This is a genomic window from Pseudomonas sp. MWU16-30317, assembly GCF_020515695.1.
Classification (GTDB): Bacteria; Pseudomonadota; Gammaproteobacteria; order Pseudomonadales; family Pseudomonadaceae; genus Aquipseudomonas.
This window is the reverse complement of record NZ_JAIWJA010000004.1, coordinates 185,372-208,704: the sequence shown is the minus strand read 5'-3', so window position 1 is coordinate 208,704 and position 23,333 is coordinate 185,372. Positions and strand designations below refer to the sequence as shown.

The following is a 23,333-nucleotide window of genomic DNA, read 5'->3' as shown; positions in this document are numbered from 1 at the left end:
ACGCTGCGCTTCAAGCCAGCCGGCTGACCCGCTCGATCACCCATTTGACCAGAAACGGCCCCACCAGAATCACCGTAAACAAGCGTAGCGCCTGCATCGCCAGCACCAGGCTCACGTCGGCCTGGCTGTCCACCGCGATGATCGCCATCGAGTCCAGGCCGCCGGGGCTGGTGGCCAGATACACCGACAGATAGTCCTTGTGCAGCAGCAGCGCGATGACATAGGCCAGCGCAGCACTTACGGCAATCAGCAGCATCGAACAGCAGATCATGGTCGGCAAACGCTTGAGCACATAGAGCACCGTCGGGCGGTCGAAGCGCAGGCCCACATAGCCTCCGATGGCGGCCATGGCCAGTGCGGTGAACCAGCCGGGCAGGGCGATGTGCAGGACGCCGGTCAATTGCAAGACGGCACCGAGTGCCAAAGGAATCAACAGCGCTCCGGCCGGCAGCCGATTACCAAAAACGATGCCGATGGCAATGACCACCAGCCCCCCTGTGAAGGGCAACCATTGCATCGTCGATGCCACCGCCAGCGCATGGGTCGAGGTGATGCCCATGAAATGACTGACCAGCGCGCCGCAGACCACGACACACACGACCCGTACATACTGCATGGCCGCTACCACGCGGCCATCTGCACCGTATTGCTCACCCATGGAGATCATCGCCGAGGCTGCGCCTGGGGTGCTGCCCCAGATGGCCGTGGTACCAGGCAGGTCGCCGAAGTGCGCCATGGCCAGGCCCACTGAGAGGCTCAGGGCGATAGTGCTGACGGTGGCAAAAATCATCTCCGGCCAGGCCTGAGTCAATGCCACCAGCACCCCGGTAGTGATCGAGTGCGCCGCCATCAGGCCAATCACGCTCTGGCCGCCCTGAAACGCTACCTTGGGTAAACGAACGGTGCATCCGCTCAAGGCGAAAGCGATGGCCGCCACCATCGGCCCGAGGAAGCGCCCGGCAGGGACCTGCACGCTGGCCAGCAGCTGGCCCGCACCTGCGGCGCACAGCACCAGCAATGCCCACTGCGCCGGCGCAGGCAAGCGGCCCAACCAAGAATGATCAACATCAACAGACACGGCATGCTCCACAGCGAGGCTCCCGAGCGCTCTATTGCGATTGTTGCAAACGGGGAGTGGCGGCGATTTTGCCACGAACTGGCCTCGATGCGCCCGGTCAATCCGAGGGATTTGGCAGAGGGTCGCAAAATATCGATTTTTGACCCTCGGCTCGGCGTGCATGCTCGTACGGGGTCATCTATTGTGCCGCAAGATAGAGAAATTCAACGCAGCGGCGACGGTGAGCCACACCAGATAAGGAAACAGAATCAGCCCGGTGATCACGTCCAGCCTCAATGCCAGCAAGACCATTGCCGCCACGACGATCCAGAGAACACCGATGATCACCATCCCCGCACCCAGGCGATTCGCGCCAAAGAACACCGGGGTCCACAGCGTGTTGAGCGCGATCTGCGCCGCCCACAAGGCCAGTACCGTTTGACTGTCGGCCAGCAAGGTGAGCCGATAACCCGCCCACGAAAGTAACAGGTAGATCGTCACCCACGCCGCAGGGAACGCCCAGTTTGGCGGAGTGAACCTGGGTTTTTTCAGGGATTCGTACCAGGCACCGGGCTTGAAAATCATGCCGGTGGAGGCCGCAGCACAGCAGGCTAGAAGGAAGATGTAGAAGGTCATGTGTCGTCCTGTTGGGGGAGGCAACCCTGGAACATCCAGGTCGTCGTCCTCAACTTTGAACATCTAACCCGTGAGAAAGTCCATGCAATCAAATGGACCGCAGGGGATGAGCGCGGGCCGGTGCCCGCGCCCAGTCATCAGCCCTTGATAAACGCCAGCAGATCCTGGTTGATCACTTCCGGATGGGTGGTGCACATCCCATGTGGGTAGCCTTTGTACACCTTGAGCGTGCCGTGCTTGAGCAGCTTGATCGACAGCTCGGCGGAGTCGGCGATGGGCACGATCTGATCGTCGTCGCCATGCAGCACCAGCACCGGTACGCTGATCTTTTTCAGGTCTTCGGTAAAATCGGTTTCCGAGAACGCCTTGATGCAGTCGTAATGAGCCTTGATGCCGCCCATCATGCCCTGGCGCCACCAGTTGTCCTTGACCCCTTCGAGCACCTTGGCGCCGTCACGGTTGTAGCCGTAGAAGGGGATCGGCACCTCCTTGTAGAACTGCGCACGGTTAGCTGCGAGTGCCGAGCGAAAACCATCGAATACGTCGATCGGCAGGCCGCCGGGGTTGCTCGCCGACTTGACCATGATCGGCGGCACGGCGCCGATGAGCACAGCCTTGGCGACATGACCGGCACCGTGCTGGGCCACATAGCAGGCGACTTCGCCCCCGCCGGTGGAGTGGCCGATGTGCACGGCATCTTTGAGTTTGAGGTGGGCGACCAGCGCGGCGACGTCAGCGGCATAGGTGTCCATGTCGTTGCCGGTGGCGGTCTGGGTCGAGCGACCATGGCCGCGGCGGTCGTGGGCGATGACGCGATAGCCCTTGGACAGGAAGAACAGCATCTGCGCATCCCAGTCGTCGGCGCTCAGCGGCCAACCGTGGTGGAAGACGATGGGCTGACCGCTGCCCCAATCCTTGTAGAAAATCTCGGTGCCGTCGCTGGTCGTGAAGTGACTCATGGGCTTTTCACCTGTGGTGTTGTGGTCTGGGGAGGGGCTCGCGTGGGCTGCACTGCTGCTCATCACCATAGCCGAGAGGGAGCCTGCCGCCAGTGCGGTGGCGCCGACCTTGAGGACTTGTCTGCGTGAATTGTTCTGGATGTCGTGGTGCTCGGACACAAAGCCTCCCGCTCTCGGCGATGCGCGAGAGTCAGATTCGGTGATCGGATAAATGCGCAGTCATCCCGCAGCAAGGTGGGGCTGTACCCGATGCGATGTGTCCGCTACAGCGATCTGACAGACATTCTTTCGGGGGGGCCTCGCTACAGGATATAGCCAGCCAGTCGACATTAGCCGGTTGCGAGGCGCGGCGCCTTGAAGCGTTCTGAAGGCGGCTGAAAAACCCTGAAGCCGGCGTTATCCGCGCAGTACGAATGCCGCCGAGTCGGGTGCCTTTTGCGTCGCAAATGATCCGATGATCTGCCATTTGGCGGTGTCCACGACCACCACCGATGCCGTCGGCAGCGGCGAACACGGGTGGGATAAAGGGAACGGCGCTGGTGACGGCGATCATTTGCAGGATCTGGCGGCGGTCGAACTGGCTCATGGCTTGTCCTCGAAGGCTCTGGATCAATGCTCTTGAGAGCCTTGGGGCGAGCCGTCGGTTTCATCGGATTGGCTGTCGTCTTCCACGTCATGCTTCTGTTTGCGGTTTTTCTTGAAGCCGCGCAGGTTCATCAACGCCAGGAATACCTGCAGGATGATCAAGGCATAAGCATCGGCGTGCAGCCCCCAGATCACCCACAACACATTGCTGAGCGCGAAGCACCAGAAGCCGATCATGCGCCGGGTGGGCTTGCTGGAACCGGTGAACCAGGCAGCGAAAACGGTGACGGCCATGGCGGGCCATTGCAGCAGGTCGATAAGCATCCACGGGGTCCTTGAGCGCGATGACGGGCAGGACGAGGCGCTATCGAGCCTCGGCCTTGGTATTGCAGTGTCGTCACGTTGGAGGGGGGCAAGGGCCGGAAGGTTTAACTGAAAGTGAATGGGCGGGCGCACAGCGGGTGTTTGTCCAAGGCCGTGCAGGCTGAACCGCAATCGCCCGCGCATGGCGGGCGATCGAGTATCGGCGCCGGCCCTTGAGGTCAGTGTCGATAGGGCCTGTGCAACTGGCATTCCGGGTTCAAGGTCACGCCGAAGCCTGGCTGATCCAGCATGGACAGCCGCATCCGGCCGTTTACCGGTACCGGTTCGCCCAGCAGTTGCGGATGGAACATCGGCACAACCTCATCGGCTTTGGGCGCCATCATCAGGAACTCGGCGAACGGGCTGTTGGTGCGCGTAGAAACGAAGTGATAGCTGTACACCGACGAACCATGGGGCACGACCATGGCGCTATGGGCGTCGGCCAGGGCCGAGATCTTGATCAGCTCGGTAATGCCGCCGCACCAACCCACGTCCGGCTGAATGATGTCGCAGCAGCCCATCTCCAGCAGCATGCGAAATCCCCAGCGGGTCGCTTCATGTTCGCCGGTGGTCACCAGCATGCCCTTGGGCACGTTTTTCTTCAGGGCCGCGTAGCCCCAGTAATCGTCGGGCGACAGCGCTTCTTCGATCCATTTCAGCCCGAACTCATGGGCACCCTCGGCCAAGCGCGTAGCGTAGTTGAGGTCAAGGCTCATCCAGCAGTCGAGCATCAGCCAGAAGTCCTTGCCGACACGTTCGCGCATCACGGCCAGTGCCTCAAGATTCTTGCGCAAGCCTGCCTCGCCTTCGGCCGGTCCGTGGTGCAAGGGCAGCTTGCCGCCGATAAAGCCCATTTTCTGCGCCAGGTCCGGCCGTGCGCCGGTGGCGTAGAACTGCAGCTCATCGCGTACGGCGCCCCCCAGCAACTGGTGGACGGGCTCCTGGCGGACTTTACCGAGCAGGTCCCACAGCGCCAGGTCGATACCCGAAATCGTGTTGATCACCAGGCCCTTGCGGCCGTAGTACTGGGACGAGAAGTACATCTGGTCCCAGATTTTTTCGATATCGGTGACCTTCGCGCCCTCGACGAAGCGCGCCAGGTGCTTCTCGACGATATAAGCGGCCGGCTCGCCACCGGTTGTGACGGCGAAGCCGATATTACCTGCGCTGTCTTCAATCTCGACCACCAGCGTGCCGAGTATGTTGATGCCGAAACTACGGCGGCTCTGGCGATATTCCGGGTATTTGCTCATGGGCGTGGCGATGTGATCGTCGATCCAGTGGCCGTCGTCCTGGTCGTGGTAATCGGCGCCGCCGCCACGCAGAACATAAGCGCGCACGTGTGTGATGGTAGGGATGCTCATGGTGGATTCCTCATGATCAGGGGGGACAGGAAATCAAACCGCGATTGGGCTATGCCACCGCGTTGCGCGCAGGGCGCCTGACCGCGGCGGTGTGCAGGCGATCAAGCCCCAGGATCATCACCGCACCCAGCAGCGTCAGCGCTGCCAGTGCATAGAGCCCGGCTGCCGCAGAGTGGTAATGGGTTTCGGCCCACTGGCGCAGGTTGGGGGCCAGAAACCCACCCAGCGCGCCGACGGAGTTGATCAGGGCGATGCCCCCTGCGGCGGCCGAGCCGCTGAGGATTCGCGCCGGGTAGGTCCAGAACAGCGGCTGCACCGCGATGAATCCCGACGCTGCCGCGCACAGCGCCAGCAGCCCCCACAGCGGCGTGGACACCATCGCGCAAGCGGCGATGCCCAGCCCGCCCAGCAACAGGCACAGGGCTGCTGGCAGGCGTCGCTGACCGTGGCGGTCGGCCCAGGCGCAGATCAGGTAGGTGGCCAGCAACGCCGCGCACCATGGCAGCGCTGCCACGACGCCTACCTTGAATCCGACCTGACTGGCCATCAGCGTGGCGACCTGGCTGGGCAGATAGAACACCACGCCGTAGACGCTGGCCTGGATCAGGCAATAGGTCAGGCACAGGTACAAGGTCGACGGCCGCATCAACGCTTCTGGCAGGGTACTGGCGTGACCCTGCAGGCTGCTTTGCTCCTGGGCCAGCGCGTTGCTCAGCGTTTGCAGTTCCTGAGCGTTCAACCACCGTGCATTGACGGGTTTATCGTCCAGGTATAAATAAGCACATATACCGACCAGCACCGCTAGCAGCCCTTCGACCGCAAACATCCATTGCCAGCCATGCCACCCGGCGTAGCCTTCCAGTTCAAGCAATAAACCGGACAGCGGGCTGCCAAGAATGAATGCCAAGGGGGCACCGAAATAAAATATACCCATGGCCTTGGCTCTGGCGCGATCAGGAAACCAATAAGTCAGATAAAGAATAACGCCAGGGAAAAAACCTGCTTCGGCGACGCCCAACAAAAATCTTAATATATAAAAACTTGTTTCGCTGCTCGCCAACATCATGGCTGCCGACGCCAGCCCCCACGTCACCATGATGCGACACATCCAGACTTTGGCGCCGTATCGATGCAGCATCAAGTTACTGGGCACTTCCAATAACGCGTAGCCGACGAAGAATACCCCGGCGCCAAAGGCGAAGGCAGCGTCCGAGATACCGTTATCGGCCTGGAAGGCCACTTTGGCAAAGCTCACATTGGCGCGATCAAGAAACGCGACGATGTACATCAGCAACAGGAACGGCAACAGCCGACGGGCGATCTTGCCCGTCACCTGCTGCAAGGGGAGCGCTTGCGTTGTCATCGGGAAGCCCCTCTGCACGCGAAAATGGAGTCCCGGCACGGGGCCGGGCCCGAACGACGGATTCAAGCCCAGCGCAGCACCAGCGCATCGAGGTCGCGGGCGATCTCCAGCAGGCCTGCGCGGGTAGGATCGTTGAGCGGCACCAGCGGATGGCGGGGGGCATCGCACTTGATGATGCCCCCGGCCTTGAACAGTGCTTTGGCGGCGAGCAGCCCGGCCTGGCGGTTTTCGAAGTTGATCAAGGGCAGCCAGCGCGCGTATTGCGCCTTGGCCTCTTCACGGCGCCCGGCGGCGTAATCGCGCAGGATCGGTTGCAGGCCGTCAGGATAGCCGCCGCCGAGGATGCCACCGGTGGCGCCAGCTTCCAGATCGGCGAACAGGGTTATGGCCTCCTCACCGTCCCAGGGCCCCTCGATGGCGTCGCCGCCCAGGCGGATCAGTTCGCGCAGCTTGTTGGCAGACTGCGCCACTTCAATCTTGAAATAACACACTGCGGGGATGTCCTTGGCCAACTGCGCCAGGCTGGCTGCCGATACGCTGGTGCCGCTCATGGGCGCGTCCTGATACATGATCGGGATATCCAGGTTATCGGCCACGGTGCTGAAGAAGTCATGCATGACCGGCTCGCTCACCCGAATGGTGGCGCCGTGATAGGGCGGCATGATCATTACCATCGCAGCGCCGTATTCCTGAGCGCGGCGGGTTCGTTCAGCGCAGATCTGCGAGCTGAAGTGGGTGGTGGTGACCACCACCGGGACACGCCCGGCGACATGTTCGAGGAGGGTCTGGGTGAGCATCTCGCGTTCGCTGTCGGTCAACGAGAATTGTTCGGAGTAGTTGGCCAGGATGCACAGACCATCGGCGCCGGCATCGATAATAAAGTCAACACAGCGTTTTTGACCCTCCAGATCAAGTGCGCCGCGTTCATTGAATATAGTGGGGGCCACTGAATAAGCACCGGTATAACGACGGACAATAGAAGACATCGGCTCTACTCCTGAGAGGCATGGGTTTGATGCGTGATAATTGAACAATGAGAGTGAAGCGATATCTGTGCCATTTTATTTAAATGGGCAGCGTTAATTTAAGGTATTAAGTAGTGCCACGGCGATGCGCGTAGCACCTTAAGTAATGCCACTGGATAGCGGGATAATGGTTGCTGGGTGGGCGTAATAACGCTCGATGCACGATGATGACTGGAAGGCGAGTGTCACGACTTACGGATCGGTTTCAGTACCAGTGACAGCGTTCCAGGCGAACCAGAACCTATACTCACAGGGTGCTGCCAGCGGACAATTGCAAAGGCCTGAAAACGGTGCAGCGCTCCAATGCGATGCACTGCACAAGGCTCCCGTCGGTGGCCACAAACACAGCGGGGCCGGTATCGCTACCGGCCCCGCGGGTCTTTCCAGATGCGTTCAGTCTGGCGGCTCCTCTCGGATGCGTTTCGGCCGGCCCGGAATCGGCTTGGCCAGTAACGCCCCTGGCCCGGCCCGTCGGTAATCCGCCACCCAACGAAACACCGTGCGGCGGTTCAGGCCAAAGGTGGCGGCGACCTGCGCCACGCTGAAACCTTGCTCGACGGCGCACACCGCCCGTTGTCGCAGGCACTGCAACACTTGGTGATCGAGGCTACGTGCATCAGTGGATGGCGTGGCGTTCATGGTCAATCTCCCTTGCGCGTCGAGGACGCAGAACGATGCAGACACCCAGGCCTTGCAGCCCGAGCAAGGCGCCGAACAACAGCGCCACCAAGGTATTGCTGGTAATCGATAGATGCCCGGTGAGCGCCGAGCTGAGGCCGGCGCAGATCATCATGCCGCAGCCCAGCAGGCTGGCCGTGGCACCGGCGCGGTCGGGGTAAAGGGTCATGGTGAAGGCCACGACGTTGGAGAACAGCAGGCCCTGGCCGAAGTTGCTCAGCAGGACGCCGGTCAGCAAGGTCGGGATGCCGATACCGGTCGGCTGGATCAGCATTACTGCGATTCCCAGCCCGCCGATGAGCAGGCCGCCGCTCATGAGCGCCTTGGCACTGCAACGCTTGATCAACACCCGGTTGAGCAGCGTCGCCAGCAAATAGGCAAGGCCGGCGGCCAACGCCGTCGCGCCGAACCAGGTCGGGCTGCGCTGCTGCAACTGGGCGATAAAGGGCCCGATGATGTTCCAAATCAGAAACATCGACAGGCTGGTACCCAGCGCCAGTGTGGCGCTGAGGAACCGCCCGTTGCCGAGGATGATCCGGTAGCCGCCCAGTGACTGACGCAGCGTCTTGCGTGCAGCGATGGGCAACGACTCGCGCAGGCGCAGGCTGAACAGCAACAGGGCCGTACTGTAGAGCGCGTACAGCGCGAAGTTCCAGCGCCAGCCGAGATACTCCTCCACCAGGGCACCAATGAACGGCGCCAATACCGGCCCCAGTCCCCACGCCAGGCTCAGGTACACCACCGCGACGAAGAACCGTTCGCCCTTGACGTTATCGACCAGCAACGCCCTGGCGCAGACCTGGCACGCTCCCACGGCGAAACCCTGCAGTGCCCGCGCCAGCAGGAACGTCTCGATGTTCTGCGCGAGCATCGCCAGCAAGCTGCCCGCAACGAAGAGGCCCAGGCCCGGCAGCAATGCCGCCAGCCTGCCGCGGCCGTCGGCCAACAGACCGAAAAACAGCTGGCCCAAGGCGTAGGCGATCAGCGTGATGGAGATACTCCCTTGCAGTACTCCATCGCTGACCCCGAATTGCCGGGCAATGGCCGGCATGCTCGGAGCGAACAAGTCGATGGCGATGCCGCTCACGCTGTTGAGCAGCGGCGCCATGATGATCACGTAGGCGACATAGTCGCGTGGGGAGCGCACCTCAGGCTGCCCGGTCGCCGAGGTACAGTTCGCGCATGCGCGGGTCCTCGAGCAGTTGCCGGGCCGGGCCGGTGAGGGCGACCTGGCCTTGGGCAAGTACATAGGCGCGATCGGAGATGCCCAGCGCCTCCATGGCGTTCTGCTCGACCATGAGGATCGCCACCACTTCCTTGCGACGGGTGTGCTCGATGGCCTCGAAGACCTCGGCGAGCACCTTGGGCGACAGCCCGGCGGAGGGCTCGTCGAGCAGCAAGGTGCGCGGGCTGGGCATCAGCGCGCGACCCAGGGCAAGAATCTGCCGTTCGCCACCGGATAACGAAGCCGCCGCTGCATCCAGCTTGCGCGCCAGCACCGGATATAACTCGCAGAGCTGCTGCAAGCGCTCCTGGCAGGCACGGGGATGCAGAAATTGGCCTCCGATCAGCAGGTTCTCGCGCACGCTCAGGGCAGCGAAGACGTTCTCGGTCTGCGGCACGAAGCCCAGCGCGCAGTGGCGCACCTTGAGGTGCACCGGCGTACGCCCGACGTCGTCGCCTTCAAGATAGATCTGCCCTTGGCGTGGAAACAGATAACCGGCGATGCACTTGAGCAGCGTCGACTTACCGCAGCCGTTGGGCCCCAGCAGTGTGACGATTTCGGCGCGCCCTACCTCCAGGTCGATACCGTTGAGGATGTCGATGCCCGGGGTATAGCCGGCGGTAAGCTCTTTGACACTGATCATGCGATGGCCTCCTTGGGTTGACTGGCACCGCGGCCCAGATAAGCCTCCAGTACATGCGCGTTGGATGACAGCTCGGCAGGGGTGCAGACCGCGACGATGCGCCCCCGATCAAGCACGATACAGCGGTGGCAGAGGTCGCGAATGAAGTGCATGTCGTGCTCGACGATCATCATCGCCAGGCCCTGGCGGTTGATGCGTTGCAGGGTCTGCACCATGTCGCGGCGCAGGTTGGGATGCACGCCGGCGGTGGGCTCGTCGAGCATCAACAGTTGCGGCTTGCCCATCAGCGCGCAGGCCACGCTGAGTAGTTTTTTCTGTCCGCCGGACAAGGCCGCCGCTGCGTTGTCGCGGACCTGGCGCAGCAGTAATTCGTCGAGCAACTGCTCGGCGCGCTCATGGCCGGCGCGCTCGGCCTGACGATGGCCTCGGCTGCCGAGCAAGCTACCCCAGAACCCATGATGGATGGTGGACGAGGCCAGCAAGACTTCCATCACGGTCATCTTTTCCGGCATGGCCGGGAGCTGGAAGGTACGCGCCAGGCCTTGTTCGACGATGCGGTGCGCAGCCATGCCGTGCAGTGCCTTGCCCTGCAACAGGATCTCGCCATTGTCGATCGGGGTGAAGGCGGAAATGGCATTGAGCAAGGTGCTCTTGCCGGAGCCGTTGGGGCCGATCACCCCGATGATTTCACCCGGCCGGACCTCGAAATCGATCGATTCCAGCACCCGGTTGCCACCGTAGGCCTTGGCCACCCCGGTGACCTTGAGCAACGCGTTCATGGCATGATCCTCAGGCGTTCAGGCAGCAGGCCGCCGCTGCGCCACAACAGGCAGACCAGCAGGATGACGCCCACCAGCCCGAGCCGCAGCGCGCCGGCGACATCGCTGCCGATGTTCAGATAGTCCTTGGCGAAGGGCACGAATGAGTACGCGCATTGCACCAGCAGCGTCCCCAGCAGGATACCGCGCACGCTGCCCAAGCCACCGATCATGACCATGCTCCAGACCAGAAACGTCTGCGCCGCCAGCAGGTAATCGGGGCTCACGTAGCTGGTGTAACAGGCCAGCAACGCCCCGGCCAATGCCGCCAGCGCGGCGCTGGCCATCAGGGCACGAGTCTTGAGTTGCAGCAGGTCATAGCCCAGGCAAGTGGCCAGTTGTGGTTGTTCGCGCAGCAGGCGCAGGGCGCGGCCGAAACGGCTGTTGCCAAGGCGCACACTGAGCCAGGCGAACAGCCCTGCCAGCAGCACCATCAGCAATGCCATGTACAGCTCCTGGTGGGCATTGCTGCTGGCGCTGAACAGCGAGGGCAGGGCGCTGATACCTTGTGCACCGCCGGTGAGGCTGTCCTGGTTGAGGGCGACGATGCGCACGATCTCCGCCACCGCAAGGGTGGCGATCCCCCAGTAGTCGCTGGCCAGATTGCGCCCCAATCGAGCCACCAGCCAGGCCAGGGCCATGGCCACCAGCACCCCACCCATGACGCTGGGCAGCAGTGCCCAACCGGCCAGGTGGCCGATGCCCACGGCATAGGCACCGATACCGACGAAGGCGATATGGCCGAAATTCAGCAGCCCGGTATATCCCGCCTGCAGGTTCAGGGCCAAGGCGATCAGGCCGTAGATGCAGGCCAGGGTGAGCACATGCAGACAGAACTCAAACACGGCGGACCTCCCGGTCGAACAAACCATAAGGGCGGAAAATCAAGGCCAGCAGCAGAATCAGGAACGACGCTGCGCCGATGTAGCTCACGGGGATGAAGGCCATCGCCTGACCGTACAGCCAGCCCACGTTGAGGTTGGTCACCAGGGTCTCGGTGAGGGCGATCAGCAGTGCACCGAGTACGGCGCCCAGCGGGTTGCCCAGGCCGCCGAGAATCGCGGCGGCGAATATCGGCAGCAGCAGGTCGCTGCCCAGGTTGGTGTAAGCGCTGGTGTTCATCGCCAGCAAACTGCCGCCCAACGCGGCCAGGGCGCCGCTCATGAAGTTGACCCAGTAGATGATACCGTCGGCGTTCAAACCGGCCGCAGCGGCCAACGGCGCATTGCAGGCCAGGGCACGCATCGAGCGCCCGAGGCGAGTCTTGAACAGCAGGAGGGCGAACAGCACCAGCAGCACCAGCGTGGTGATCATCGACAGCAATTGACTGCGGGCCAGCATCGCATCGCCCAGTGACCACGGCGCCTCGATGGGCAAACGATAGGACAGCGGACTGGAGCCGGCGATACCCAATACCAGCGCGCCGATAATCATCGACAGCGCCAACGAGCCGATCATGGCGATCGCTGGCCCCGAGCGCAGCAGGCGGCGGAACACGCCGATGTGCAGCAGCACCGCAAGGCTGCCCATCAACACGCAACTGGCACCCACCGCCAGCGGCAACGGCCAGCCGCTACGCTGCAGCGCGACGGCGATGAAGGCGCCGAGCATGGCGTATTGCACATGGGCGACATTGGGGAATTTCGCCAGCCCGTAGACCAGGCTCAGCCCCAGAGCGATCAACGCCAGATCGGCGGTGCGCGCCAGGGTGTCGAGCAAGAATTGCAGCATGGGGTGCTCCTTGTTTGCCTTCGATCCAGTCGGCGAGCCCGGCTTGCCGATGTGGGTGATGTGGCTGGCCCCTTCGCCAGCAAGCTGCGTTCCCTCAGGTGTACGGCGCTGGGGCGCTATGCACTGAGGGGGTTGCGCGCTCGAAGGCGAAGAGGCCGGTACGGCTCACGCAAAAGCCATGAGGCTTCTCGCAATGGCAGCCCTTAGGTGCGCGGCTGCAAAGCGCCGTTCTTGTAAACCAGCTTGTCGTACGGCTGCTCGGTGCGCTGGCCATCGGCGTCGAGCGCCAGGGTGCCCGTCGCGCCGTCGAAGGTGCTACCCAGGGTCTTGATCGCTGCGGCGATCTTGCTCGGATCGGCGGACTTGGCCTGGGTGATGGCGGCTGCGGCCAACATCACCCCGTCATAGGCATAGCTGCTGTAAGAGGACTTCATGGCGAAACCGTATTTGCTCTGGTACTCGCTGGCGAAGGCCTTGCCGGTCGGGCCGAGGCTGGCTACCTCCATGCCGATCTGGCCGTTGGCGATCTGTGGCGGGGTGTCGGTGGTGCACATGCTCAGGTAGATGCCGTACCAGGGCGTCTTGGCAATGCCCAGGTCGAAGGATTCACGGTTGATCACCGCCGCTTCCTGGCCATAGGCGCTGTAGACGAACACATCGGGCTGACTGCGCTGCATTTGCTGCAGCTCGCGGCGGTAGCTCGACTGGCCGGGGGTATAGAGCACTTGGGCGACCACGCTGCCGCCGCCGGCCTCGATGTACTTCTTGAACTGCTCGGCGATCCCCTGGCCATAGGCGCCATTGGGGGCGATAAAGGCGATCTTGCGGTAGCCCATGCCAAGCACGTCCTTGGCGGCGAATTGCGCCGACAGATCGTCGAGGCCGATGAGGCTGTAGGAGGTGGCGCCGATCTTGCGGATCGCCGGGCTCGAACTGCCGATGTTCAAATGCACCAGGCCCTGCTTGACCAGGTATTGCCCCAACGGTATCGACACGCTGGATGAATACTCGCCCAGCACCACGGGCACCTTGTTGACGGTGTTGAGCTTGGTGGCCGCATCGAGGGCGCCGGTGGCGCCATCGCCGGAGTCTTCGATGGTGACCTTCAGCGGCTCGCCCAGCACGCCGCCTTTGGCGTTGATATCGGCGACGGCCAGCTCGATGCCGCGGCGCTGATCGTCGCCGATGCTGGCGCTCGAACCGGTCAGGGGCAGCACGGCGCCGAGGGTCACGGCGCTGGCCTGGAACGCCAGCAGGGTGAGGGCAAGGCCGGTGAACAGCGGGGTAAACAGATGCCGTGGGGACATGGTGGTGCTCTCCGATTGACCGCTATAGGGATGTGCTAATGGGGGGCATACAGGCGCACGACGCCTGCCTGAATGAACGTGACGATGTCTTCCATACGTTGTGAAATATGCTCGCGGACCAGGGTCGCGCAGGCCGGCGCGTCGCGTTTTTGCAGGGCATCGAGGATCACCAGGTGATCGTCGTAGAGCTCGGCGCGGCGTTCCTCCAGATCGATCCAGCGAAAGAAGCGGATGCGCGCGTTGATCGCCCTCAGGGAGTTGGCCATTTCCTGGTTGCCGGACAGCTGTGCCAGCGCCACATGGAAGGCCTCATCCTCGAGTACCAGCTCCAGGGTGCTGCGCTGCGGGGCCAGGGCCATGACTTCGGTCCAGGAGCTGCGCAACGACTCGATAGCTTCATCGCTGGCGCGCTCCAGAGCCAGGGCGATGGCGGACATCTCCAGGGCGTTGCGCAGCTCGTAGAGGTCGAACACTTCCTGGCGCACCAGCTTGCGGCCGTAGAAGCCGCGGTTGGGCACCAGGGTCAGCATGTTCTCGGCCACCAAGCGGTGCAGGGCTTCGCGCAACGGTGTGCGGCTGACGCCCAGCGCAGCGGCGAGTTCGCTTTCGTTGACCCTTTCCTCCGGGCGGATCTTGAACAGGATGACCATCTCCTTGAGCTGGTGGTACACGTCGGTGGCCGTCAGGCCCGAGCGCTTGACGGTTTCCTTGGCAGGCTGTGCAAAGGGCGCTGCAAGTTTTTTATTCATGAGGTTCACTGCTCGAACAAACGGCCCAGTTCAGGTTGTTTTTCATCCACGCCGGCCAGCCGCAGGGCATGCCAGGCCATGGCGTAATTGCTGGAGATCACCGGCTTGCCGAGTTCGGCCTCCAGCGCTGGAATCAGCTGCACCATGCGCAGGCTGGTACAGGATACGAACACCGCGTCCACCTCAGGGTCGGCACCCAGTTGCAGCGCCGCGACGCGTAACGAGGCGCTGTCGATGCGGGCGACTTCATTGTCGTTGTCGTGGTTGAAACTGCCGACCCGGGTGACCTGGACGCCAGCGGCCTCGATGTAGTCGCAGAACAGCTGATTGATGCTCGCGACGTAGGGGGTCAGCAAGGCGATGCGCCTGGCACCCAAGGCACGCAAGGCGGCCATGGCGCCGGTCAGGGGCGTGGTGCAGGCGACGTCGGGGCGCGAGCGGCGGATGGCCTCGAAGACTTTCTGCTCGGTGATCACCATGGTCCCCGACGTGCAGCCGAATGCGACCACTTGCAGGGGCTGGCCCGGCAGGATCAGGTCGACGGCGCCGGGGATATCGGCCTCCATCAGCGCCAGTTTTTCGGGGGATATCTGCGCGTCGTTGTACAGCCGGCTGTGGTACAGCGCGACGCCTGGCTGGGTCAGCAATTGGCGCCATTCGTGTTCGATAGTCTGGTCGGTGGCCAGCACCACCAGGCCGAGGCTGGCGCGGGCGGCGATACCGTTGTCCATGGCGAAGCTGAAGTGATCGTAAGGTTTTGCCGTGGTAGCGCTGAGGTTCATGACAGGGTCATCCCGGTGAGGTCGATATCAGGGCTGCGGCCTAGCATCAGGTCGGTAAGGATGCGTGCCGAGCCGCAGGACATGGTCCAGCCCATGTGCCCGTGGCCGACGTTGAGGAACAGATTGCGATGGCGGCTGCGGCCCATGATCGGCGTGCCTTCGGGGGTCATCGGGCGCAAGCCGGCCCAGAAGCTTGGCTGGGTGTAATCGGCGCCCTCCGGGAACAGCTGGCGGCCGGCCTGCAACATGTGCTCGAAGTCGGCGGGGGAGTGGTGAGTCTGGTAGCCGGTGAACTCCGCCGTAGCGGTAAAGCGCAGGCGGTCGCCGAAGCGTGCGTAGGCCACCAGATTGTTCTCATCGACGCCGCCCATGTTCGGCGGGTTATAGCCCGGGCCGCTGGGGAAGGTCACCGAGTAGCCCTTGACCGGGTAGATCGGCAGGCGATAACCCAGCGGCCGGGCGAGGATGGGGGCGTAGCTGCCCAGCGCGAGCACGTAGTCGTCGGCTGTCAGTCGGCCCTTGTCGGTGAGCACGGCCTGGATCGCGTCGCCACTGTGTTCGAAACCTTGAATCGTACGGTTCATCTCGAAATTGACGCCCATGGCCTTGCAGCGCTCGGTGAGGTCATGAGTGAACAGCCGGGCGTCGCCGCTCTCGTCGGTGGGGCAGTAGATCGCCCCGGCGATATGATCACGAGCGTGGCTCAGGGCCGGCTCCAGGGCGATGACCCGATCGACATCGATGATCTCCAGCGGCATGCCGCCATCGGCCAGCACCTGCATGTTGGCGCAGCCTTTGGCGAAGGATGGCACATCGCGGTAAAGGTACAGCAGCCCCTTGCTCAGACGGTCGTAGTGCAGGCTTTCGGTGGCGGTCAGCGTTTGCAATTGCTGCTGCGAGTAACGGCAGAGCACCAGCTTGCGCGAGGTGTTGAGCCGTGAGCGCTCGGCGTTGCAGTTGCTCAGGAACTTGGCCGCCCACGACCACATCTGCGGGTCGGCGCTGAGTTTCAGGCGTAGCGCCTGACCTTCCTGGAACAGCGACTTGAGCAGGATCTTCGGCGCCTTGGGTGACGCCCAGGTATAGGAGTGCCCTGGGGCGATCAGGCCGGCGTTGGCAAAGCTGGTTTCGTTCGCCGACTCGGGCTGGCGATCGACCACGGTCACTTCACGCCCGGCCTTGGCCAGGTAGTACGCAGTGGTGATGCCGATGACGCCGGCACCTAGAACGAGGGTGGTGGCCATGAGCGGGTTTCCTCGCAGCGGATCAGAGGCCGGCGATGACGCCGATTTCGACGGTGTACTGCGGGAAGGCCAGCGCCGACTCGACGCACGCCCGTGCCGGGGCATGGCCTTCGGGCACCCAGGCGTCCCAGATCTCGTTCATGGCGCCGAAGTCGTTGTGATCGGCCAGCCAGATGGTGGCGCTGAGGATGGCAGTCTTGTCGCAGCCGGCCTGGTCGAGCAGGGCGTCGATCTTGGCGAGGATCTGGGTGGTCTGACCGGCAGGGTCAAGGCTGGTGTCGTCGGCCACCTGGCCGCTAAGGAACACAAAGTCCTTGTGGATGACCATCTGGCTCATGCGCGCATTGCTGTTGAAACGTTGAATCGGCATCTGGTGCTCTCCTGATCGACTGACAACGGTGCATTCCAAAGTGAATACACTTGTGTTTCAGGATAAGTATTGCGAGACGCATGCCAGTTTTGACGGCGCAAGGAGCTGATCTAGAGCGTTCGGGAAGTAATGCCACTGGCGTGTGCGATTACATCCGGAGTGGTTTCAGGGGTCGGCAACGCGCTGTCTGTGGCCAGCAGTGGCATTACTTCCGGCGTGCAAATCGGCGTGTCGAACCGGCCAAGGCAACTTGCCGGATCAGGGCGCGGCAAATGACGCCGTCGTGGGGCGCGGGGGCACTGCTGGGCATCAAAAGAGTGCGGTTTTCGCCGTGAAGGATGCGGTCCGCTCAGTGCGCAACAGCGCCCCACGACTGGATGCGGTGTATGGCCGCTGTGGGCGGCCAATGGCTGAGCATTTACACCGCCCCCTCGTTTAGACGCTCGTCATCTATTGCGCCAGCGCCGCGACATTGCCATCAAGCACCTGCAGCATCACTTGCGCCTGCCACTGGAAATACGGATTGAACGTCAGGCGTGAAAACACCTTGCCCGGCTCGCGCAAGCCGTAGTCGGAATACCATACCGGTTCGCCCTTCAGGCACTTCTGCATGTCGGGGGCGTCCTGACCGTTCCAGCAGAGGCGCTGGCTACCGTGGCTGCCATACAACGGGTTGTCGGGCGAGAACAGCAAGCTCATGTGCGAGAACTGGGCGATGCGCTGGTCCGGCAGATAATCACTGCGCGCCAGCACTCTGGGCAGGGCGTCGATCTGGGCCGGGCTGCTGCCGTACCACACCAGGCGGCTGGCGGGGTTCGTGAAGCGACGGTTGAATTGTTGCAGCACGTAGTCGGCGTCGAGCACCGAATCGTGCTGGGTAATAGCGATGAACACCGGCTTGGTGTAGACGCCGCGCTTGAGGTCAGATTGCGCGAGCAGGGCGCTGCGGTAGAACTGCGCGAAACCGTTGGTGGGCACGTTGAGGTAGCGCACTGGGGTCTGCATAGGCCGCACGCCACTGTCGGGCTTGGCCAGCCAGGGCCGAAACCAGCCGATGTACTGGGTGAGCCAGGCATAGCCGTTGCGCGGCCGAAAGGCTGGGGAGAACAGCACCAGCCCGGCGATGTCGTCGTGTTGGTAGGCGTAGTCCAGCACCAGATTGGCACCGGTCGAAAAACCGCCCAGATACACCTCGGGCACTTCCTGGCGCAGCACTTGCGCTTGCTCGCGTACGACCTGTTGCCACTGCGCCAGGGTGACATCGAGCATGTCCTTGGGCTGAGTGCCATGGCCGGGCAGCAGGAGGGTGCGCACCAGATAACCCTGCTTGGCCAACTGCGGGCCGATATCGTTGAACGACCAGGGTGAGTCGCCGAGGCCGTGCACCAGCAGAATGCCTTTTTTCGGGGTGCCACTGGGGCGCCATTCGCGCGGGGCGTTCCAGGCGATTTCGGCGGCGTGGTCGGGGGTCTGGAAGGCGCGGTGCTGCTGCATCCAGGCGATGGTCTGTTGCTGGTACGTCGTGAAGCTGAGCGGCTGCGCAAGTGCCGACCCTGCGGACAGGGCGAGCACCAGCGCGAGCATGACGGAGGGTTTTGGGGCCAAGGTGCGGGATCCTCGAATAGCTCGGCAGATGAGCGCAGCACTGGCCGGGACATTATCACCACCGGCCCCAGGTCCGCTAACTGCGGATCAATTCTGAATGGCTTGCACCGATCCGCCGTCGACCCGCAGGTTGGAGCCATTGATGAACGAAGCGCGGTCCGACACCAGCAGAGCGATGGCAGCCGCCACCTCTTCGACCTTGCCGCGGCGTTTCTGCACGATGCCTGGGCGCTCTTCTTCGAGAAAGCTTTGAATGGCTTGCTCGAACGATACCCCTAGCTCTTCGGCACGTTTTTTCATCATGCCGTCGGTCATGCCGGTCTCGATGAACGCGGGTGCCACGGTGTTGCACAGCACGCCGTGGGCGGCCTCTTTGTAAGAGAGGTTCTTGATGAACGCCCCCAGTGCGGCCTTGGCCACGTTGTACACGGCCTCTTCCCAGTAGGGTTGCACCGAGTTTTCCGAGGTGATGCACACCAGTCGGCCCCAGCCGCGGGCGCGCATGGGCGGGATGGCGGCGCGGGCGACGCGCACGGCAGAGAAAAAGTCGGTGCTCCAGGCTTCTTGATAGTCCTCGTCGGACAGTTCCAGCGGGTCGCCTTTGGCGCCGGTCACACCGGCCGTGTGCACGACGATATCGACCTGGCCAAAGCGCGCTTCGCCTTGTTTGATCAGGTTGTCGACCTCGCTTTGCTGGGTCATGTCGGCGGCCAGCAACAGCGGCTCGCCGGGCAGGCCTGCAGCGGCTTTTTGCAGCGCATCGAGTTTCAGGTCGGTGAGAATCAGGTGTACGCCTTCTTCGCTGAGCTGCTTGGCCGTGGCCAGGCCGATGCCGCCGCTGGCGCCGGTGATGAGCGCCACGCGCCCCTTGATTGCCAAATCCATAACTACCTCGTTCGCAGGGTTGGGCCGGACAGGCCGGCGTTATCCATACCGACATTGTGCGTGCGGTGGCCGTTCAAACGGATGTAACGCATCGTTGTGCGAGGGCCATCCAGCGGTGTCGATGCGCGTCTGAGCATCAGGGGCGTTGTCGCAAGCGCTACCAGCCTCCTGCAAATCCATTGCCGAGCCACTGGTCGTCATAATCAGCAAGCCATTTGAACATCCGCACGCGCCTGCCAGTCATCCGCAGTGCAGCGACTCGCGAGTAGCACATTCATAGTGCTCAGCACCGTTGCTCGTGATGACCAGCCCCTGAGGAAACACCGATGAGCGATCTTCCCGCGACCCGATCCACTGTGCACCCGATTCCGTTTCAGCCGTCCTTCGAGCAAATCCCGGAAGACGAAGCCGAAACCGCCAAGGAGCTGGCCGACACCCTGCGCGGCATCATGCAGACCACCTTCGATGATCACGGTCACGCCTACCGCAGCGTGCACGCCAAGGGTCACGGGCTGCTACGCGGCCATATCACCGTGCTGGACAATCTGGCGCCGGAGTTTGCCCAGGGCGCATTCGCCACGCCGGGCACACTGCCGGTGGTCCTGCGCTTTTCCACCAACCCAGGCGACGTGCTCGACGACAAAGTCTCGACCCCTCGCGGACTGGCGCTGAAGATCATTGGCGTAGAGGGCGCGCGGTTGCCGGGCAGCGAAGGTGACGTGACTCAGGACTTCGTCATGCAGAACGCCAAGGCCTTTACCGCGCCGACGCCCAAGGCGTTCCTCAAGACCCTGAAACTGCTGGCCAAGACCACCGACAAAGGCCCCGGATTGAAAAAGGCGTTGTCGGCCGTGTTGCGTGGCGTCGAGTCGGCCATCGAGTCCATGGGCGGTGAAAGCGGGACCCTCAAGAGCCTGGGTGGCCACCCGAAGACCCATGTCCTGGGCGAGAGCTTCAACACCGTGGTGCCGTTCCTTTACGGGCCGTATTACGCCAAGTTGGCGGTGGTGCCGGTGGCGCCGTCGCTGACGGCCTTGACCGACCAGCCGGTGGATCTGGACGACAATCCTGATGGCCTGCGCCAGGCGGTGAGCGAGTACTTCAGCACGCAGGGCGGGATCTGGGAGGTGCGCATCCAGCTGGCCACCGATGCCGAGAAGATGCCGATCGAAGACGCCTCGGTGACCTGGCCCGAAGACCTCAGCCCCTATGTGACGGTGGCGCGCATTGAAGTCCCGGCGCAGCCGGCCTGGAGCAGCGAAGGGGTCAGGGATATCGACGACGGCATGGCGTTCAGCCCTTGGCACGGGTTGGCGCAGCATCGGCCGCTGGGGGGAGTGATGCGCGTGCGCAAGCCGGCGTATGAGATGTCGTCGGGGTTTCGCGCCACGCACAACGGTTGCCCGATGCATGAGCCGCGTTAGGCTGATCCTAGCTATGGGCTGAATCCAATGGGCCCTGTCGTCGCCGAACGCGCACCCTTGCTTGCATAGGGTGCGCGTTCGGCGGCAAAAGGGCCCATCAACCTTGTTACAGCCCTTTCAGGCCACCTGGTCTTTCGTCGGCAGCGCATGCTCAAGATCCGCAGGCCCCGGCTGCACCTTGCGCAGGGTCACCGGCACCGACTTGGCCGCTGGCACCTTGCTGCGTTCGGCGTGGTGCCACAGCGGCACCAAGGCGTTGCACTCAGGGTAGTAGGCCGCCGCGCAGCCAGCCGGGATGTCGTAGGCGATGATCTGCAGCGGCCCCACTTCCCGCAGCACCTCGGGCTCGATAGCCGTGCGTACCGTCACCCAGTCTCCCGCCGCGAGGCCGAAACGGACGATGTCGCTGCGATTGAGGAAAATCACCGTGCGTGTCCCCTGCACCCCGCGAAAGCGGTCGTTGTAGCCATACACCGTGGTGTTGAACTGATCGTTGCTGCGCAGCGTCATCAGTTGCAGCACGTCGCGGCGGCTTGGCGAGGTGGCGACATCATCGTCCTCATCCAAACCCTGCGGGGCGACGAACTGCGCCTTGCCCGACGGCGTGGTCCACTTGCGTTCATAAGCGCCCAATGGCCGATGGAAACCGCCGGGCTCCCACATGCGCGTTTCCATGTCGTGGAAGATCTGCGGGTAGACCTCGGCGATGGCCGCGCGGATCAGGGCATAGTCCCGCCGCCAAGCCTCCCACGGCACGCGTTCGGCACCGCTCAGTGTGGCCTGGGCGAGGGCGGCGATAATCGCCACTTCAGCGCGCAGGTGCTCGCTGGCCGGGGTGCTGGTGCCTTTCCAGGCCCTGACGCAGCCGGTGCTGTCTTCGGTGCTGTAGACCTGCTCGACACCGTCCTGTCGGTCGCTTTCGATGCGCCCCAGGCACGGCAGCAGCCAGCCGTTGCTGCCGGGGAACAGATGCGTGCGATTGAGCTTGGTGGCCACTTGCACGTTCAGGCTCAGGCCCTCCCAAGCCGGCTCCATGCGGCTGGTGTCCGGCACGGCCCGCAGGAAGTTGCCGCCCAGGCCGATAAAGCCCTTCACGCTGCCATCGAGAATGCCCTTGCAGGCGTCCACTGTGGCCAGGCCCTTGTGGGGCGGCACCTGGATACCGAACAGCGCTTCGAGCTTGTCCTTCGGCACCTTGGCCGGGTCTTCGGTAATACCTACCGTGCGCTGGCCCTGCACGTTGGAATGGCCGCGCACCGGGCAGATCCCGGCGCCGACCTTGCCGATGTTGCCGCGCAGCAGCAACAGGTTGACCAGCATCTGCACGTTCTGCACGCCGTGGCGGTGCTGGGTCATGCCCATGCCGTAGACGATCATCACCTTGTCGCTGCGCGCATAGACCGTGGCGGCGGCCTCCATGGCACCGCGATCGAGGCCCGAACGCCGTTCGAGCTGCGCCCACTCGTGCCCGTCGGCCTCGGCAACCAGGCTGTCGAGACCTTCGGTGTGCTGCGCGATGAATGCGTGGTCGAGCACTGCCGCGCGCCCCTGGGCCGACGCTTGGCGGTCCATCGCCAGCAGCGCTTTGATGATGCCCATGACCGCCGCAGTATCGCCGCCGATCTTCACCTGATGGTACTGGGTGCTGATGATGGTCGATTCCGGGCCAAGCATTTCGGTCGGCGACTGTGGATTGACGAAACGCTCCAGGCCGCGCTCGCGTATCGGGTTGAAGGTGATGATCGGCACTTGGCGCTTGCGCGCTTCCTGCAGCGGATGGAGCATGCGCGGGCTGTTGCTGCCGACGTTCTGGCCGAAGAAAAAGATGCAGTCGGTGTGCTCGAAATCGGCCAGGGTCACCGTGCCCACCGGCACGCCGATGCTCTCCTGCAAGCCCACTGAGGTGCTCTCGTGGCACATGTTGGAGCTGTCGGGCAGGTTGTTGGTGCCGAACGCACGGGCGAACAGCTGCCACATGAACGAGGCTTCGAGCGAAGCGCGACCAGAGGCGTAGAACACCACGCTGTCGGGCGCGAGCGTGCGCAATTGCGCACCGATCTCGCGGTAGGCCTGCTCCCATTCGACAGCCTGGTAATGGCCGCTGGCGGCATCGAAGCGCAACGGATGGGTCAGGCGCCCGTGGCGCTCGAGGTCGTAGTCGCTCCAGTTGCGCAGTTCGCTGACCGGGTGCTGGGCGAAGAAATCCGGACCGGTCTTCTTGGACGTCAACTCCCACGCCGTGGCTTTGGCGCCGTTTTCGCAGAACTCCAGCGCGTGGGGATTGCCGGGCTTGGCCCAGGCGCAGCTGACACAGGCGAAGCCATCAGGCTTGTTCTGCTTGAACAAGGCCAAAGGGGCCTGGGCGAGGGCTTGTTGGCGCCAGAGAATGTTCATCACCGAAAACGCCGAGCCCCAGCCTCCGGAGGCGTCAGCGTAAGGGCGATAGCGGGCTGCCTGGGGATGGATGATGTTCATGTCGCAGTCCTCGTCACCTAGGGGCAGGGCCTCGATTGAACGGGC

23 protein-coding genes are annotated in these 23,333 nt (G+C 63.2%); 1 reads left to right on the top strand and 22 read right to left on the bottom strand.

What is annotated here, in order from left to right:
• Nucleotides 1-10: 10 nt before the first annotated feature.
• From LIX93_RS13860 to LIX93_RS13760, 21 genes are all read right to left on the bottom strand, one after another.
• Complete coding sequence (locus tag LIX93_RS13860) at nt 11-1,078, bottom strand: AbrB family transcriptional regulator (protein ID WP_226504626.1); 1,068 nt, start codon at nt 1,076-1,078, stop codon at nt 11-13.
• A 174-nt stretch (nt 1,079-1,252) separates the two neighbouring features.
• Nucleotides 1,253-1,693, bottom strand: coding sequence for a TspO/MBR family protein (locus LIX93_RS13855; RefSeq protein WP_226504625.1), 441 nt, complete (start codon nt 1,691-1,693; stop codon nt 1,253-1,255).
• Nucleotides 1,694-1,830: 137 nt separating this feature from the next.
• Complete coding sequence (locus tag LIX93_RS13850; protein WP_226504624.1) at nt 1,831-2,652, bottom strand: alpha/beta hydrolase; 822 nt, start codon at nt 2,650-2,652, stop codon at nt 1,831-1,833.
• A gap of 190 nt (nt 2,653-2,842) precedes the next feature.
• Nucleotides 2,843-3,238 carry a hypothetical protein gene (locus LIX93_RS13845; RefSeq protein WP_226504623.1) on the bottom strand — a complete coding sequence of 132 codons (396 nt, stop codon included), beginning with the start codon at nt 3,236-3,238 and terminating at the stop codon, nt 2,843-2,845.
• Nucleotides 3,239-3,261: 23 nt separating this feature from the next.
• Nucleotides 3,262-3,561: a hypothetical protein gene (locus LIX93_RS13840; protein WP_226504622.1), complete on the bottom strand. Its 300-nt coding sequence runs from the start codon at nt 3,559-3,561 to the stop codon at nt 3,262-3,264.
• Between the two features lie 218 nt (nt 3,562-3,779).
• Nucleotides 3,780-4,964 (bottom strand): L-rhamnonate dehydratase, encoded by a 1,185-nt coding sequence (gene rhmD / locus LIX93_RS13835; protein ID WP_226504621.1) that lies wholly within the window; start codon nt 4,962-4,964, stop codon nt 3,780-3,782.
• Nucleotides 4,965-5,013: 49 nt separating this feature from the next.
• Nucleotides 5,014-6,327, bottom strand: coding sequence for an MFS transporter (locus LIX93_RS13830; RefSeq protein ID WP_226504620.1), 1,314 nt, complete (start codon nt 6,325-6,327; stop codon nt 5,014-5,016).
• A gap of 62 nt (nt 6,328-6,389) precedes the next feature.
• Nucleotides 6,390-7,313 (bottom strand): dihydrodipicolinate synthase family protein, encoded by a 924-nt coding sequence (locus LIX93_RS13825; protein WP_226504619.1) that lies wholly within the window; start codon nt 7,311-7,313, stop codon nt 6,390-6,392.
• A 432-nt stretch (nt 7,314-7,745) separates the two neighbouring features.
• Nucleotides 7,746-7,991 (bottom strand): helix-turn-helix domain-containing protein, encoded by a 246-nt coding sequence (locus LIX93_RS13820; protein WP_226504618.1) that lies wholly within the window; start codon nt 7,989-7,991, stop codon nt 7,746-7,748.
• Complete coding sequence (locus LIX93_RS13815) at nt 7,969-9,177, bottom strand: MFS transporter (protein WP_226504617.1); 1,209 nt, start codon at nt 9,175-9,177, stop codon at nt 7,969-7,971. The genes LIX93_RS13820 and LIX93_RS13815 overlap by 23 nt, the downstream gene beginning before the upstream one ends.
• A gap of 1 nt (nt 9,178) precedes the next feature.
• On the bottom strand, nt 9,179-9,898 hold the full coding sequence (locus LIX93_RS13810; protein ID WP_226504616.1) for an ABC transporter ATP-binding protein: 720 nt from the start codon (nt 9,896-9,898) through the stop codon (nt 9,179-9,181).
• The gene (locus LIX93_RS13805) at nt 9,895-10,677 is read right to left on the bottom strand and encodes an ABC transporter ATP-binding protein (RefSeq protein WP_226504615.1); all 783 of its coding nucleotides are present in this window, start codon (nt 10,675-10,677) and stop codon (nt 9,895-9,897) included. Before LIX93_RS13805 ends, LIX93_RS13810 begins: the two co-directional genes overlap by 4 nt.
• Nucleotides 10,674-11,561 (bottom strand): branched-chain amino acid ABC transporter permease, encoded by an 888-nt coding sequence (locus tag LIX93_RS13800; RefSeq protein ID WP_226504614.1) that lies wholly within the window; start codon nt 11,559-11,561, stop codon nt 10,674-10,676. The genes LIX93_RS13805 and LIX93_RS13800 overlap by 4 nt, the downstream gene beginning before the upstream one ends.
• Nucleotides 11,554-12,447: a branched-chain amino acid ABC transporter permease gene (locus LIX93_RS13795; RefSeq protein WP_226504613.1), complete on the bottom strand. Its 894-nt coding sequence runs from the start codon at nt 12,445-12,447 to the stop codon at nt 11,554-11,556. Before LIX93_RS13795 ends, LIX93_RS13800 begins: the two co-directional genes overlap by 8 nt.
• A 203-nt stretch (nt 12,448-12,650) precedes the next feature.
• Entirely contained in the window at nt 12,651-13,754 is a 1,104-nt protein-coding gene (locus LIX93_RS13790) for an ABC transporter substrate-binding protein (protein WP_226504612.1), read from the bottom strand.
• Between the two features lie 35 nt (nt 13,755-13,789).
• On the bottom strand, nt 13,790-14,503 hold the full coding sequence (locus LIX93_RS13785; RefSeq protein ID WP_226504611.1) for a GntR family transcriptional regulator: 714 nt from the start codon (nt 14,501-14,503) through the stop codon (nt 13,790-13,792).
• A gap of 5 nt (nt 14,504-14,508) precedes the next feature.
• Nucleotides 14,509-15,285, bottom strand: a complete 777-nt coding sequence (locus tag LIX93_RS13780; RefSeq protein ID WP_226504610.1) for an aspartate/glutamate racemase family protein — start codon at nt 15,283-15,285, stop codon at nt 14,509-14,511.
• Nucleotides 15,282-16,529, bottom strand: coding sequence for a D-amino acid dehydrogenase (locus LIX93_RS13775; protein ID WP_226504609.1), 1,248 nt, complete (start codon nt 16,527-16,529; stop codon nt 15,282-15,284). Before LIX93_RS13775 ends, LIX93_RS13780 begins: the two co-directional genes overlap by 4 nt.
• 22 nt (nt 16,530-16,551) lie before the next feature.
• The gene (locus LIX93_RS13770) at nt 16,552-16,899 is read right to left on the bottom strand and encodes a RidA family protein (protein ID WP_226504608.1); all 348 of its coding nucleotides are present in this window, start codon (nt 16,897-16,899) and stop codon (nt 16,552-16,554) included.
• A 450-nt stretch (nt 16,900-17,349) separates the two neighbouring features.
• Nucleotides 17,350-18,483: an alpha/beta fold hydrolase gene (locus LIX93_RS13765; RefSeq protein WP_226504899.1), complete on the bottom strand. Its 1,134-nt coding sequence runs from the start codon at nt 18,481-18,483 to the stop codon at nt 17,350-17,352.
• Between the two features lie 108 nt (nt 18,484-18,591).
• The gene (locus LIX93_RS13760; RefSeq protein WP_226504607.1) at nt 18,592-19,389 is read right to left on the bottom strand and encodes an SDR family oxidoreductase; all 798 of its coding nucleotides are present in this window, start codon (nt 19,387-19,389) and stop codon (nt 18,592-18,594) included.
• A 326-nt stretch (nt 19,390-19,715) separates the two neighbouring features.
• Between LIX93_RS13760 and LIX93_RS13755 the strand changes: the two genes are divergently transcribed.
• Nucleotides 19,716-20,813 (top strand): catalase family protein, encoded by a 1,098-nt coding sequence (locus LIX93_RS13755; protein WP_226504606.1) that lies wholly within the window; start codon nt 19,716-19,718, stop codon nt 20,811-20,813.
• A gap of 117 nt (nt 20,814-20,930) precedes the next feature.
• Here LIX93_RS13755 and LIX93_RS13750 read toward each other — a convergent pair whose 3' ends face one another.
• Nucleotides 20,931-23,288 (bottom strand): FdhF/YdeP family oxidoreductase, encoded by a 2,358-nt coding sequence (locus LIX93_RS13750; RefSeq protein ID WP_226504605.1) that lies wholly within the window; start codon nt 23,286-23,288, stop codon nt 20,931-20,933.
• Nucleotides 23,289-23,333 lie beyond the last annotated feature (45 nt).